This window comes from Paracholeplasma manati, assembly GCF_025742995.1.
In the GTDB taxonomy this organism is placed as follows: domain Bacteria; phylum Bacillota_I; class Bacilli_A; order Acholeplasmatales; family UBA5453; genus Paracholeplasma; species Paracholeplasma manati.
In genome coordinates this window covers 216,265-229,740 of record NZ_JAOVQM010000003.1, presented here as the reverse complement: position 1 = coordinate 229,740, position 13,476 = coordinate 216,265, and the positions used below count along the sequence as shown (strand labels likewise).

At 38.1% G+C, this 13,476-nt stretch carries 17 protein-coding genes, 1 pseudogene and 1 other annotated feature; of the genes and pseudogenes, 15 read left to right on the top strand and 3 right to left on the bottom strand.

The window, feature by feature from the left end; genetic code table 11:
• Nucleotides 1-71 precede the first annotated feature (71 nt).
• The 13 genes and pseudogenes from N7548_RS05340 (at nucleotide 72) to N7548_RS05280 (ending at nucleotide 10,387) form a co-directional block, all read left to right on the top strand.
• Nucleotides 72-698, top strand: coding sequence for a hypothetical protein (locus N7548_RS05340; RefSeq protein ID WP_263608435.1), 627 nt, complete (start codon nucleotides 72-74; stop codon nucleotides 696-698).
• On the top strand, nucleotides 695-1,477 hold the full coding sequence (locus N7548_RS05335; protein ID WP_263608434.1) for a hypothetical protein: 783 nt from the start codon (nucleotides 695-697) through the stop codon (nucleotides 1,475-1,477). The genes N7548_RS05340 and N7548_RS05335 overlap by 4 nt, the downstream gene beginning before the upstream one ends.
• Complete coding sequence (locus tag N7548_RS05330) at nucleotides 1,464-2,036, top strand: ATP-binding cassette domain-containing protein (protein WP_263608433.1); 573 nt, start codon at nucleotides 1,464-1,466, stop codon at nucleotides 2,034-2,036. Before N7548_RS05335 ends, N7548_RS05330 begins: the two co-directional genes overlap by 14 nt.
• Nucleotides 2,023-2,691: a hypothetical protein gene (locus tag N7548_RS05325; protein WP_263608432.1), complete on the top strand. Its 669-nt coding sequence runs from the start codon at nucleotides 2,023-2,025 to the stop codon at nucleotides 2,689-2,691. The genes N7548_RS05330 and N7548_RS05325 overlap by 14 nt, the downstream gene beginning before the upstream one ends.
• Nucleotides 2,692-2,753: 62 nt before the next feature.
• Nucleotides 2,754-2,878 (top strand) — a sequence feature (ribosomal protein L20 leader region).
• Between the two features lie 22 nt (nucleotides 2,879-2,900).
• The gene (gene infC, locus N7548_RS05320) at nucleotides 2,901-3,458 is read left to right on the top strand and encodes a translation initiation factor IF-3 (RefSeq protein WP_308699490.1); all 558 of its coding nucleotides are present in this window, start codon (nucleotides 2,901-2,903) and stop codon (nucleotides 3,456-3,458) included.
• 18 nt (nucleotides 3,459-3,476) lie between these two features.
• Nucleotides 3,477-3,677 carry a 50S ribosomal protein L35 gene (rpmI, locus tag N7548_RS05315; RefSeq protein ID WP_263608430.1) on the top strand — a complete coding sequence of 67 codons (201 nt, stop codon included), beginning with the start codon at nucleotides 3,477-3,479 and terminating at the stop codon, nucleotides 3,675-3,677.
• Nucleotides 3,678-3,687: 10 nt separating this feature from the next.
• Nucleotides 3,688-4,041 (top strand): annotated as a pseudogene (gene rplT, locus N7548_RS05310) (50S ribosomal protein L20); the annotation flags it as partial.
• Complete coding sequence (locus N7548_RS08925; protein WP_263608526.1) at nucleotides 4,021-4,290, top strand: Rho termination factor N-terminal domain-containing protein; 270 nt, start codon at nucleotides 4,021-4,023, stop codon at nucleotides 4,288-4,290. The pseudogene rplT and the gene N7548_RS08925, both read left to right, overlap by 21 nt.
• Nucleotides 4,291-4,358: 68 nt before the next feature.
• The gene (locus N7548_RS05300; protein WP_263608429.1) at nucleotides 4,359-5,813 is read left to right on the top strand and encodes a hypothetical protein; all 1,455 of its coding nucleotides are present in this window, start codon (nucleotides 4,359-4,361) and stop codon (nucleotides 5,811-5,813) included.
• A 27-nt stretch (nucleotides 5,814-5,840) separates the two neighbouring features.
• Nucleotides 5,841-6,722: a UTP--glucose-1-phosphate uridylyltransferase GalU gene (gene galU / locus N7548_RS05295; RefSeq protein ID WP_277617976.1), complete on the top strand. Its 882-nt coding sequence runs from the start codon at nucleotides 5,841-5,843 to the stop codon at nucleotides 6,720-6,722.
• Nucleotides 6,723-7,044: 322 nt separating this feature from the next.
• Entirely contained in the window at nucleotides 7,045-8,700 is a 1,656-nt protein-coding gene (locus N7548_RS05290) for a DEAD/DEAH box helicase (protein ID WP_263608428.1), read from the top strand.
• An 80-nt stretch (nucleotides 8,701-8,780) separates the two neighbouring features.
• Entirely contained in the window at nucleotides 8,781-9,854 is a 1,074-nt protein-coding gene (locus N7548_RS05285; RefSeq protein ID WP_263608427.1) for a Fic family protein, read from the top strand.
• A complete protein-coding gene (locus N7548_RS05280) occupies nucleotides 9,851-10,387 on the top strand; it encodes an RsmD family RNA methyltransferase (protein WP_263608426.1) in 537 nt (178 codons plus the stop codon). The genes N7548_RS05285 and N7548_RS05280 overlap by 4 nt, the downstream gene beginning before the upstream one ends.
• A 61-nt stretch (nucleotides 10,388-10,448) precedes the next feature.
• On the opposite strand, the gene fdxA is transcribed toward N7548_RS05280, so the two are convergent.
• Entirely contained in the window at nucleotides 10,449-10,616 is a 168-nt protein-coding gene (fdxA, locus tag N7548_RS05275; RefSeq protein WP_263608425.1) for a 4Fe-4S ferredoxin, read from the bottom strand.
• A 137-nt stretch (nucleotides 10,617-10,753) separates the two neighbouring features.
• On the opposite strand from fdxA, the gene N7548_RS05270 reads away from it, so the two are divergent.
• Nucleotides 10,754-10,975 carry a YneF family protein gene (locus N7548_RS05270; protein WP_263608424.1) on the top strand — a complete coding sequence of 74 codons (222 nt, stop codon included), beginning with the start codon at nucleotides 10,754-10,756 and terminating at the stop codon, nucleotides 10,973-10,975.
• Nucleotides 10,976-11,031: 56 nt separating this feature from the next.
• Complete coding sequence (locus N7548_RS05265; RefSeq protein WP_263608423.1) at nucleotides 11,032-11,913, top strand: hypothetical protein; 882 nt, start codon at nucleotides 11,032-11,034, stop codon at nucleotides 11,911-11,913.
• Between the two features lie 11 nt (nucleotides 11,914-11,924).
• On the opposite strand, the gene N7548_RS05260 is transcribed toward N7548_RS05265, so the two are convergent.
• Nucleotides 11,925-12,722, bottom strand: coding sequence for an AAA family ATPase (locus tag N7548_RS05260; protein ID WP_263608422.1), 798 nt, complete (start codon nucleotides 12,720-12,722; stop codon nucleotides 11,925-11,927).
• Nucleotides 12,723-12,790: 68 nt separating this feature from the next.
• Nucleotides 12,791-13,462, bottom strand: a complete 672-nt coding sequence (gene plsY / locus N7548_RS05255; RefSeq protein ID WP_263608421.1) for a glycerol-3-phosphate 1-O-acyltransferase PlsY — start codon at nucleotides 13,460-13,462, stop codon at nucleotides 12,791-12,793.
• Between the last annotated feature and the right edge of the window lie 14 nt (nucleotides 13,463-13,476).

The following is a 13,476-nucleotide window of genomic DNA, read 5'->3' as shown; positions in this document are numbered from 1 at the left end:
GAAAAGGTATATCCCATGCCTTTTCTTTTTTTTTCATCTTTTTTTGTATGTATCTAGTAGGAGGTTTTCAAATGAAAAAATATCTGATGTTTTGTTTATTATGCCTACTTATCTCGCTAAATACGCTACAACTAAAGGCCGATAGTGACTATTTAGCCTATGAGTCCATCACGTTGCATGAAGGGCAATTTTTAAGTGATTATAGTGAAAAAGACTATAAAGCCTACCTTAAAGAAGTCACCAAAAGAAGATTTGCTGGTTGGAATGTGAAATATGTGTATGAGGATTGTCGGGTGACTTATAAGTCCAAATCGGTATTTTCTTATTATAATGACGGGACAACACCGATCGAATACAACTATAAATACGAAAGTAGTTATACCACGGCTCGAAACATCACCTCGACCGGTTCGATTGGAATCAACATGTCCGGTCCCGTGAAGAAATTTAAAGGCAATTTGGATGCGTCACTCAAAATCACATCCTCTACAGAAACCGTGAAGAAAGAAACAGAAACCTGGACGATCAAGATGCAAGTTGACCCACAAACGATGGCGAATTTATATGTGGTGGGTGAAGGGAAAATCACCAATGGGGTGGCTGCAAGGTACTTATTTTGGTTAGAACTCGAAAAGGGTGGTTTTGAGGTATTTGTCGTCACCACACAATACTATCGACTTGAAAAGGTGAAAATATGAAAAAATGGCTGTTTGTTGTTGTTACATTCGTATTGATTCTTTTCATTGTTCTAAGCGTACAATCGGAACAATTGCCTTCAAACAAGTGGTTGTTTAAACAAACGTTATATTCGCAATTGACCACGGATACCCAACTCAGCGTGGAGGGGTATACCAATCATTCATCACTTTATGCTGATGTGGATGCCATCGAAACCATCTATTTATCGTCCCTAGACGAACATCAAAAATTGGTACCCAAAACCATAGATATTAAGACCTATGGCCGGTATACCTACTTAGGTGATCGATATAATAAGGTTGTTTTCTTGTTGGAACTACCAAAACTTGAGGTTGATTACTATATTAAAACATGTTATTTGACCATTCTTTTAAAAAATGGGGATAAGCTTCAAGCAAGCATCGGACGATTGTCTTTGATGAAACCGAGTGAAGAACAAGAACTTTCTATCTATAATCAATATGGAGATAATGCCGATGAAGGGCCATTTTTGACACAAATTGTGTTGGATATTTCAGTGAAAAGACCAGTCACCATTGAATCGGTTTGTTATACGGTCAATCATTGTGTGCCTATCCTTAACACCATACAAAGTCAAAATTCTATTGCCATCGACATCGAACCAGATTTATTTTATTACCAAAAAACGTCATTACGAATATTTTATACTTTAGAAGGGACACTCTATGCTCAAACCGTTGACACGTTTTTGTATTTTGAACCGATGTCAACAGTGATTCCTGAGAATAGCTTAAATCGTATATATGTCATTGATTGAACTGCGTGAAGTTTCCAAAAGCTATGGTAATAAATCGTTATTTCAAAATCTATCGATTCAGTTTGACCCTGGGACCATCCATTTATTGGTCGGGCAAAACGGGTCTGGTAAAACCACACTTTTAAAACTATGCATGAATCGCATTCAAAGTGATCGTGGTGAAATCATCCATCGAAAATCGCTCAAATGTCGATATATGCCCGATTTGGTTGAATTGCCATACGCAGATCGACCCTATACGTTTATCGCATGGATGCTATCGATTATGCGTGTCCCCATGGATCTGGGTTTTTTGGCTGAATTAGACATCGATATGTCTAGTGAAGTAGCGAATTTATCCAAAGGCAATAAACAAAAAGTATTGTTATATCTCAGTTTGGTTGGACAACCCGATGTGGTTTTCATGGATGAACCGTTCACAGCACTGGATTCAAAAACCATGAAGGTGGTTTTAAAACGCATTGCAACCCTTCAAAGTTTAGGGACTTGTCTCATAATCTCGACCCATGAACCGAAGTTGTTCTCCAAACTGGTGGTTACAACCCATGCACTGGATTAATTATTTCAATTATGATTTTAGAAAAAGAAAACCAACCAAATGGGTCTGGTTGTCCGTATTGTTCTATGTTTTGTGGGTATTGTTGTTGTTTTATTTCAGTCATGCATGGCTATCAACAACGGAAAGAGGACTCAATCGCAGCTATTATCAACAATATTACTTAGAACAGAGCGGTTATTTGTGCTATTTATTGATTGGATGTCACACGCTAGTATACGCAATTGAGTGGATGGGTAAAAAAGATGCTTATTTAGAGGTGATGTTTGGGTCTTCTTATTTAAGGTTCAATTTAGTCCGATTTTGGCTGAATGTGATGTTACAAGTTATCATGTATGGCATTTGGGTACCCATTTTTTATGCATTATCCTTCCAAGAAATAGATATTTTATCCAATTTTTGGATACAATTATCTTTAAACACGTGCCTTTTTAGTGGTTTTATGGTAATATGGATACGGGTTAAATCCACATACATCACCCTGTTTGGATTGGTGATGTTGATTCTACACCCCAATCTGAGTGATCTATTACCGACCATTCGTTGGATCGATTGGGTCATGCCTTACAACCAGGGGACTTTTGAGTGGCAACCCATTTGGCTTGCATTGGCCTATTATTGGTTTGCATATCACTTATACGGGATAAAGCCAAAATAAATATGCATTTATGCTTGACATACCTGGGGCAATTCGTTATAATACATAAGGAAACTAGAAATAGTGAAAAGAAGAAGTACCTACTTCTCGCCTGATCGATGAATCGGTAGGCAAACGGTCACGTTAAATTTGATTTAAATTAACGTATATGAGTGGGTACTGTATGTACACACTTTTTCTTTTTATAAAACACATAGGAGGTGGCGTTTATCAAGAGTCCTGTTAAAGGAAACAGTCCTGTTAAAGGCAACAAACAAGTCGATGCACTAGTCAATGAAGGCATCGCAGCAAGAGAGTTGTTAGTCATTGATGATCAAGGCAACAATTTAGGATTAATTAAAATCCATCAAGCGCTTTATGAAGCAAGAACACGTGAGTTAGACCTTGTGGTCGTATCCCCGGATTCCAAACCAGTGGTTGCGAAAATCATGGATTATTCTAAGTTCAGATACGATCAACAAAGAAAACAACGTGAAATGAAGAAAAATCAACATGTCGTTGAAGTGAAGGAAATTCGTTTATCCCCAGTCATCGACACCCATGATTTGGAAACCAAATCCAAACAAGCCATCAAATTCCTTGAAAAAGGCGATAAAGTTAAAATTTCATTACGCTTTAAGGGCCGTATGATCGTTCATAGCGATCAAGGCGTTAAGGTCATGGAAGGCTTTATTCAATCGTTGGGAGACGCTATCGTGGTTGAGTCCCCAGTGAAGATGGAAGGCCGTCAATTATTCGCGACGGTTGCACCAAAACCAACCAAATAATAAAGGAGAGCAAACAATATGCCAAAACAAAAAACACATAGCGGTTTAAAGAAGAGAATTAAAGTTACTGGCTCTGGTAAACTCATGAGAGGCAAAGCTTATTCAAATCACTTAGCTGCAAGCAAAACAACCAAACAAAATAGACAATTAAGAGGCGAAACAGGTGTGTCTGCATCAGACTACAAACGTATCAAACAACTGATTTCGAACTTGAAGTAGGAGGACACACATGCCAAGAGTAAGAGGAAACGTGCAAACAAGAGCACGCCGTAAAAAAATATTAAGATTAGCCAAGGGTTACTTTGGTTCCAAACACACGATTTATAAGACAGCCCATGAACAAGTCATGAGAGCGCTCGCTTACGCATACAGAGACAGAAAACAAACCAAGAGAAATATGCGCAAGCTCTGGATTTCCAGAATCAACGCAGCATGCCGTCTAAACGGATTCAAATATTCATCATTGATCAACGGTCTATTAAAGGCTGGCGTTCAAGTCAACCGTAAGATGTTGGCTGATTTAGCACTTAACGATCCTAAAGGCTTCACAGCCGTTGTTGAAGTGGCTAGAAAAGGCTTAGCAGGCGAAATCAAACCACAAGTGGTTGAAGCTAAACCTGTCGTTAAAGCAGCTAAAGTAGAAAAAGCAGTCAAAGCTGAAAAAGTCGTAGAAGCGGCTCCAGTCGTTGAAAAAGTTGCTGAACCACAAGTTGAATTAGAAACTTTAACCGTTGCACAACTTAAAGAAGTTGCACAAGGTTTAGGCTTAACCGGTCTTTCTGGTTTAAAGAAAGCTGAATTGGTTGAAGCCATCAAAGCAGCACAAAAATAATCGAAAGAATAAAGAATGGACACTCCATTCTTTTTTTTGTATAATTTAGTATATATCGAGGATAAAATATGTCGCGACGTTTATTGATTGCTTTAACGATTGCATCATCGATCATCGTCAGTATGGTCATTGCATCGTATTTCTTACAATCCGACGAACAAACCATTTATCTCTTAGTGAGCGTCTTATTTTTACTATATGTCGCCCTCTATCTGTTTGGTGGTTTGGCCAAACTCATCGTATTTTTCATATACGGTGTTTTAATTGCGATTACATTGGCTCTCTTCGATACTCGGTTCAGTTTAGCCATCATATTCATTGGTACGTTGCTATTCGTTTTAAACCCATTGGCAGACTTTGAAAATTATTTGAATAAAACACTTGATGACGAAGACATCGAACCATTTAAAGTGCCTTGGTATGGCAAATTTGAAACATTCTATGCATACCGAAAAGAAATGAAATCACATTATCATCTACCACAAGTTCGAAAGCTTTATACCAAAAAATGGTATCAAAAAGCACGAACCATCTCGGTATTTGGTCTGTTCGCGATAGATATCTTTATGTTGATATTTGTTGCGAATGACATCGCGATATTCAGAAGCATCACCCCGAATAACGCATTGGTCATCTATTTCATAACCATTGTCTTTATCATGATGATTTTACTGCATAAAAAAGGCTTTACAACCATGATGCGTGTGGTAAGACTATCGGTATTTCTACCCATCATTTTCATTCTTGCTGTGACAGATGACATATCAACCACATATAAATGGATCTTTTTACCTGTCGTTATCATCTTTGGTGTAACCATGGGGATTGTCGAGCTCATACGCTATTACATGCGTGTCAGCTATAACGCTTATCAATATTACGATCAAGACCGTCAAGAACTCGTATTTGCTAATGCTTTATTTGAACCTTTGGTGTATAATGAGCATACGACTGAAATTGGTCACTATGGGATGGAAGTATCTTTAGAGACCTTCCAGTCACATTTATCCGAAATTTTAATCTACGCCAATTTACACCGATTCATCATTACAGCATACACCCACAATAAGAAGTATGCTTATATCTATGCTGAATTTCATAAGAGTCAACATCAGCGTATTTTAAAGTTTCAAACCTTTCTTGAAGGGGCATTCAAGACCCACGTAGGTTTGAGACAATTTTCAGACCTAAACCGTAAATTTTATGAAAATACATTTTTCCATAACCCGGATTATATTGTCGCTCGCGCCCTCAATTTAGCGCACTTATTGAACGAACTTGAAATCCGTGGTGAAGTCATCATCAGTTTGATGGTCTATTTTAAAGACAAAGACCATGCACGCACTTATGTAAAGGCATATCCATCGCGTGAACTCGATTATGATGAAGCAGGGGTCATCACCTTACAAACCAATGTAAGGGTGAGAAACCTCGATTACATCATTGAAAACACGGTGAGAGACATATTATTAGAATTAAAGATGAATCAAGGTACGTATGTACGCATCATGCTTTACTATTAGAAAGGAGATACGCCACGCGTAATCACTATGATCAAAAAAGCAGTTATCCCAGCCGCAGGGTACGGAACCCGTTTTTTACCGGCCACCAAAGCACTTGCTAAGGAAATGTTCCCCATCATCGACACCCCAACGATTCAATACATCGTTGAAGAAGCACTCGCTTCAGGGATCGAAGAAATTCTCATCATCGTTTCAGCCAATAAGAACGCCATTATGGACCATTTTGACCGTAATCTCGAACTAGAAAACATCCTCAAAGAAAAACACAAGGATGCGGAATTAAAGGTCATTACAGATGTCTCTAATCTCGCCAATATTCATTATATTCGTCAAAAAGAACAACTCGGATTGGGTCACGCTGTCCTTTGTGCGAAAGCATTCATCGGCAATGAACCATTCGCATTGTTGCTTGGGGACGACTTGTATGTTGGTGACAAACAACCCGTTTTACGTCAACTCATCGACAAATACAATGTGTATGGTGGCACCATTTTAGGTACATTGCCTGTCAGTTATGAAGATACCCAAAAATACGGTATTTGCGAACCAAGTCAAGAAATGGAAGCTGGTCTTTATAAACTTTCTTCTGTAGTCGAAAAGCCAAAACCCGAAAATGCACCTTCTAGAAGTGCCATTGGTGGTCGCTATATTTTGAGTCCAACCATTTTTAAATATTTAGAAAATCAACCACGCGGGGCAGGCGGAGAAATCCAACTAACCGATGCCATTAAGCGCTTGATGGCGGAAGAATCGGTCTATTCTTTTGACGTCGCAGGTAAGCGTTATGACATTGGTTCACGCATCGGTTACATCGAAGCGACCCTGGATTTTGGTCTAAAACGCGACGATGTTAGACCTCAAGTCATCGACCTTCTAAAGAAGAAATTGAAAGAAATCGAGTCAAAGTAGGTCATTTGACAAAATGGATTGTTGAGTGATACAATGAAGGTGCCTAGAAGGTAAGCTGTGGAACCCAACCATCCGAAACGGGAATTGAGGCCTTGCGGGGTTAGAATGCCTATAGATATAGGAATCACAAAGTAAAGGTCGATTTTACCCACTTTAGCACTTTTAGTTCTCACACCTTTCTAGGTAAAATAAGCACTTTTAAGCCCATTTAATATGGGCTTTTACTTTGTAAGCACTTTTACAAAATTACTGCATAAAACTTTAGGTTTTACGGCCTAAATATGATATAGTATTAAGGTATTATACAGAATTGAGGAATTGCATGATTACATTTAAAGATTTAAACTTACAAGAAGATATTCAGAAGGCGATAGACAAATTGGGATTCGTTTATCCAACGGATATCCAGGCCGCATCGATCCCAGTGGTTCGTGACGGTAAAGACATGATTGGGCAGGCCCAAACAGGTACAGGGAAAACATTCTCTTTCGCAATACCCATCGTTGAAGCGATCGATATGAATAACCCAAATGTACAAGCGCTTATTTTATTGCCAACGAGAGAGTTATCACTCCAAGTCTACGCTGAATTCTTAAAACTAATTCGCTTCTCAAGACAAATTAGAGCAACCGTCGTGTACGGTGGCCAATCGATTGAAAGACAAATCAAGAGCTTGAAAGAAAAACCACAAATCATCATCGGGACCCCAGGTCGTATCATCGACCACATGACCCGAAAGACACTCGATTTCAATAATTTACGTATGCTCGTCATGGACGAAGCGGATGAAATGTTGAAAATGGGTTTCCAAGAAGATTTAGAGATCATTTTGAAAGATACGCCGAAAGAAAGACAAACTGTCTTATTCTCCGCGACCATCCCACCTTTCATTAAGACCGTCGCTTCCACTTATCAAAAGGACCCTGTCCACATTAAGATTGAAGCGAAGACATTGACCGTAGAAAAAATCAAACAAGTTTACTACGAAGTCAAAAAGGAATACAAAGATGACTTATTGGTCAGACTTTTGGATTTCTATCATTTCAAATCCATCATCATTTTCGCCAACACCAAAGCTGGTGTCGATGATTTGGTCGCTTACCTCCAAAACTTGGGGTATAGTGCAGATGCCTTACATGGGGATTTAAAACAACTCCAAAGAGACCGAGTAATGAACGCATTCCGTCAAAAGAATGTCAAAATTTTGGTGGCTACAGACGTGGCAGCGAGAGGCCTAGACATCAATGATGTTGAAGCCATCATCAACTACGATATCCCACAAGAATTGGAAGTCTATGTTCACCGTATTGGTAGAACAGGTCGTGCTGGTAAGAGTGGTTATGCCATTACGTTATCGAATGCATGGAACAGAAGACGCATCAAAGAGTTGGAAAATTTCACCAAGTCTCCACTAGAACTCAAAGAAATCCCAACCGTTGAAGACATTCATGCCGTTACGATTAAAGGTATCTATAACCAAATCGCTGACATGATCAGTCAAAAGAAAGAACACAAGTATGAAATTGTGATTCAAAAGTTACTAGCGGATGGTTATGATGGGATTGACATCATCAACGCGTTGATGACCATGTCCATCGATGATCAAGAAAAAGAATACCGTGAGATTCCAATCGATAAACCACGTGAAAAGAAAACGTTCGATCGTAATGATCGTCGTCCTCGTGAAGCGGGTTCAGATGCTAGACGTCCAAGAGCCGAAGGCGATAAACCTTTCCGTGATAATCAAAAACAATTCGTTGAATTTGAAATCAACTTTGGTAAAGCAGACCAAATTCGTGCCGTATCGTTACTCGACTTATTCAAGAAAGAAGCGGACCTCTACACAGGTAATGTTGGTGACATCACGATTGGTGAATCCAAAACCGTTTTCCAATTGAACAAGCAATCGGTAAACCGTGTCATGGGCTTGAATGGTAAAAAATTCAAGAACAAGACCATCAAATTGAAGAAACTTTAAAAGGCATCCAAAATGCCTTTTTTTGTCATTTTTATTGCTTAATCATGCGGTTTTTTGGTATAATTTCTATAGGTGATAATATGCTAGGTACATACGAACAAAAGCCTTACGGGTTAAAGAAAATCAATGTCTTCGTACCTTATACATTGAATGGTCTTTATATAACCTCTAAAAAAGATGAACGCATTGACAAATTGGTAGATGAAATCAATCAATTGTTGCCACTCGAGTCGCCACTCAATAAAGCCTTTTTCAGATTGATTCAAGATGCTGAAATGTTGGATTGGATGCGCACTTCGATTGGGGATTATAGTTTTAGTGATTTATACGCACCATCTGGATTTAATTTGTTTTATAACGATTTGATTCACTTTCAAGAAACGTACGATGAAGCACCAGCCCATATGAAAAAAATTGGCTATGCCAACCGCTTTTTAAAAGATTTGCATTATGCATTGTTTTCGAAACATCAAAACCAATACCCAGGTGAGTTTAGAAGAACTCAATCCTTTGTAGGTAGTTCAATCGAACAAGCTACATATATCCCACCAGACCCTGAATCCATGATTACTATTATGGAAGAAATGGAACTCTTCATGTATCGTGACGATATTCCGGTTTATGTGAGAGCGGCACTGATGTATTATCAAATTGCCACATCGTTACCATTTCTGATTGGCAACGTTGAACTTGCGAGAATGGCGTCCCAGTTGTATTTAATCGAATTTGATGGAATCAAACACTTTATCCCGTTATCCCGTCATTTAAAGAACATAGAAGATGTCCGCAAAAAGGCATTGGTTGAAAACGACATCAATGGGTTCATCGTTTATTACTTAACGGGGTTGAAAGCCGCTATCAAAGATGCGAATAAGATGATCAATGGATACAACCGTATCAAGCTTAAACAAGAAGAGAAGATTGAAGAAAGCGACCATACGATTTATCAAAAACGTCGCTTGCTTGAAATGATTCATGTGAGTCATAAAGTCATTTACCTTGAAAATGAACCGTTGCAAGCTCATTTTGGTGTATTATCTAAGACCATCATTAAACGTTATCGCGATTTGATGGATTTAGACCTAATCTCAAAAAAAACCACGTATTTTAACAACCTCTATTACAATAAAGCCATCTTAAAGTTGTTCGAATGAAACAGGTCAAATTAAAAATCATTGCTGGCAGACTGAAAGGGAAAACCTTAATCAGTTTAAGCGATGATACCAAAGAAACTGCCTCTATCGTTAGAGGATCTGTATTCAATATGTTGTTTGAAGTATCTGGGTCTGTACTGGATTTATTTGCAGGGTCTGGCGCATATGGATTCGAAGCCTATTCTAGAGGGGCTGAAAAGCTCTATTTGAATGATTTACATCCATTGGCCATCAAGTCATTGAAAATCAATGAAGAATCGCTTAAAACAGGGGCATTAATCACATCTTGGGATTATCCAAAAGCCATTGGTTATTATAAAAATAATCAAATTTATATGGACTATATTTTCTTAGATCCACCATATGCTTATGATATCCAACCGATTTTAGAAGCTGTGGTCGATCTGATTAAACCAACGGGTAAAATCATCATCGAAATTGAAAAAAGTCATGCATGCCCGACTGTTGATGGCATCCACTTGATCAAAGATCGTGTTCATGGCATTAAACGCATCGGAATCTATCAAAAATAACCATCCATTTTGGATGGTTTAATGTAAAAAAAAATGCACTCAACTGAGTGCGTTTTCTTTTTTAGCGTTCTGAAATAGCTCCTACTGGGCAAACTTCTTGGCAAGCCCCACAGTCGATACATACGGATTCATCAATCACGTAAATGTCGCCTTCTGAAATACAGTCTACTGGGCATACAGCTTGGCAGCTACCGCAAGCGATACAGCTGTCATCTATCCATCTTGGCATAATCATCACTCCTTATACTTTATTTTATTATATGTCAAGCAAAATGTAAACACTGAATCGTGTAGAATGTTGGTTTTGACTTGCTTTTAAGGCTATGATTTAGTATGATATTATTGTTATTGAAGGAGTGATTTTTAATGGGATTAGAATGGCTTTGGTATTTATTGACTGGATTAGGCGGCATCTTAGCGGGTGGCATCGCAGGTTTCTTTATCGCAAGAGCGTGGTTTAAAAACTATCTTAAGAAAAACCCACCTGTCAATGAACGTATGATTCGTGAAATGATGCGTCAAATGGGCAGAACCCCTTCTGAAAAGCAAGTTCGACAAGTATTAAACTCAATGAATCAAGTAAAATAATGGGTGTGTAAACACCTTTTTATTTTATATGGTAAAATAGACTGAGAGGTAATGCTATGAAAACATTTTTAAAATTATTAATTGGATTGTCAATCCTTTCATATTTGAACGTATTGTTCTTAAATTACCAAATCCACACCGATGGTTTAGATACCATCCACCCGTTTTGGATTTTTACGATGATTGTACCTGTCATCTTAACCCTATTCGGGTTTTCAGAGTCCTTTCGGGATTTAAAGCGATACACACTGATTGATTTCCTACTAAAGATTTCCATCCTATTTGTGGTATTGCGGGCCAGTGCACTCGACGCCCAAGGCTATATTTTATTTAACTTGATTACCATCCCACTATTCGTCGCCGACATATTGGTTGAATGGTTTATGTATAAAGACTATGAAAAATTGTTAGAATTAACCAAGGAACCAGATGCATCCTACATTGATTTGATTGAAGAAACCCAAAAGCACCCTGAGAAGAGTGCGATCATCCAAGAAAAGTATTTAAAGGCAATCCACTATTCTAGAACATTGGTACAAATCATCATTGCGACCACATTTCAATTGTTTGGGATCATTTCTGTTTTAGCCATTTTGAAATATCACCATTTGGTGGCAGGAATATTGTTAGGGTTATCAGCTATTGCCGCCCTCCTGATTTCTGCATTTACATTTAGACATGTGTTTAACTTGCACCACAAAATCAAGTCTCATATTCCAAAAAAACGATTCATATGGAATTTTGTGTCTTTAGGGCTATTGAGTTTGTCGATTGGTGTATTGGTTGCTATCATCGATGTATTTGATTTGTCACTCGATTATTACTTGATTTTGCCTTTACTGTATGTGTTTGCGATGCCAATCGTCATTTCAAACAATCATTTCGCAAAATTATGGATGGATGAAACCAAAGTCTTATTGAATCAAGACCAAGAATAAAATAAAAAGTCCTACTCGGACTTTTTTTGATATAAGTGCCTAAAAAACTGTTCTTTGTGGTTCAAAAATTGTTTTAATAGCTGAACCGATTCAATATCATCATAACGAATTTCATCCATACCTTCAGGTTGAATCCTTAGAATGGTTGCACCTGGTATAGACATGAGAATGGGTGAGTGGGTTGCGATGATGAATTGATTACCGCGACTGACGGCCTCATCAATCACACTCAATAAGGTAATTTGATTTTGAATCGATAAGGGTGTTTCAGGTTCATCCAATAAATACAGTTCGTTGCTACGCAATCTGGAAATGAAAAAATCCAGATAAGCTTCTCCATGGGATGAACTCAACAAGTCTTTTTGGTACATTTGGTCAATGTCGTTTATGGTTCTCATATGTGGCATCCGGGCCATTGATTTTGCATAATCAGATTTATTGGCATATTCACGATCCACTTCATTCAAAGCGTCATAAGCTTCCTGACGGTGTTGTTCCAAACCGCGTATGTAAGTGGTAAAATCCTCAGCACTGAAGAAAAATCCTTTGGGTTTGGTTCTAGAGAAGGTGACTTTGGGTAAATTCAACCATTTTAATGGACTTTTACGTTTTGAAGCATCACTTGCATCAATTCGATACAGTTGAATCACATCGTTTATAAGCTTCAACAAAGTCGATTTACCGGTACCATTTTCACCAACCAAAATGGTAATTGGTGCAGTGATTAAAATGGTTTTTCCATAAAATGGCAAATAATAGGGGTAGTTTTGATCCGAAACGGTCGGGAATTCGATGGATTTAATCAACATGATTTCACATCCTAACATATATGCATTATAACATATAAAAACCCTTCAAAAAATGAAGGGTTCAGGTATTATGCTTTTTTCTTTGTAAATGACATCTTATTTTCTGTGCCTTTGAGCAAACGTTTGTAGTTTTCTCGATGGCGATAGAAGATAAACAAAATCATCATTGTGTATACAATCAACACAAATAGTTGTTCTAACAATAAACCTCTAATCCAAAACTCAATGAATGCTGCAGCGAATACCGTTAGTGCTGCAAACGTTGAACCTAGTGAAGCATATTTTGTTAGGATGACAGTGACGATGTATGTGATGATGCATAAGATCCCTGCAATCGGTGTTAAGGTTAACACGATACCTGCAGAAGATGCGACAGCTTTTCCACCTTTAAAGTGATTGAATAATGGGAATGTATGACCGAGTACTGCAACCACACCAAAGATGATTTCATAATCGTAAGCTTGATCGAGAATGACCACATTGGTCGTTAGCTCAATGGTTGCTTTTAAGATTCTAACAATGATGATTGGCAATGCACCTTTCAGTGCATCGAGTGCGAATGTTAGTATACCTAGCTTTAAACCCATCACTCTTAAGGCATTCGAAGCCCCAATATTTTTTGAACCATGTTCTCTTAAATCAATCTTTAAGAAAACTTTGCCTATCCATAGTCCATTCGGTATAGAACCAACCAAATAAGCGAATAAAATTAAACCGATTTGTATAGCGATAAACCCCATCTTTTCACCTCGTA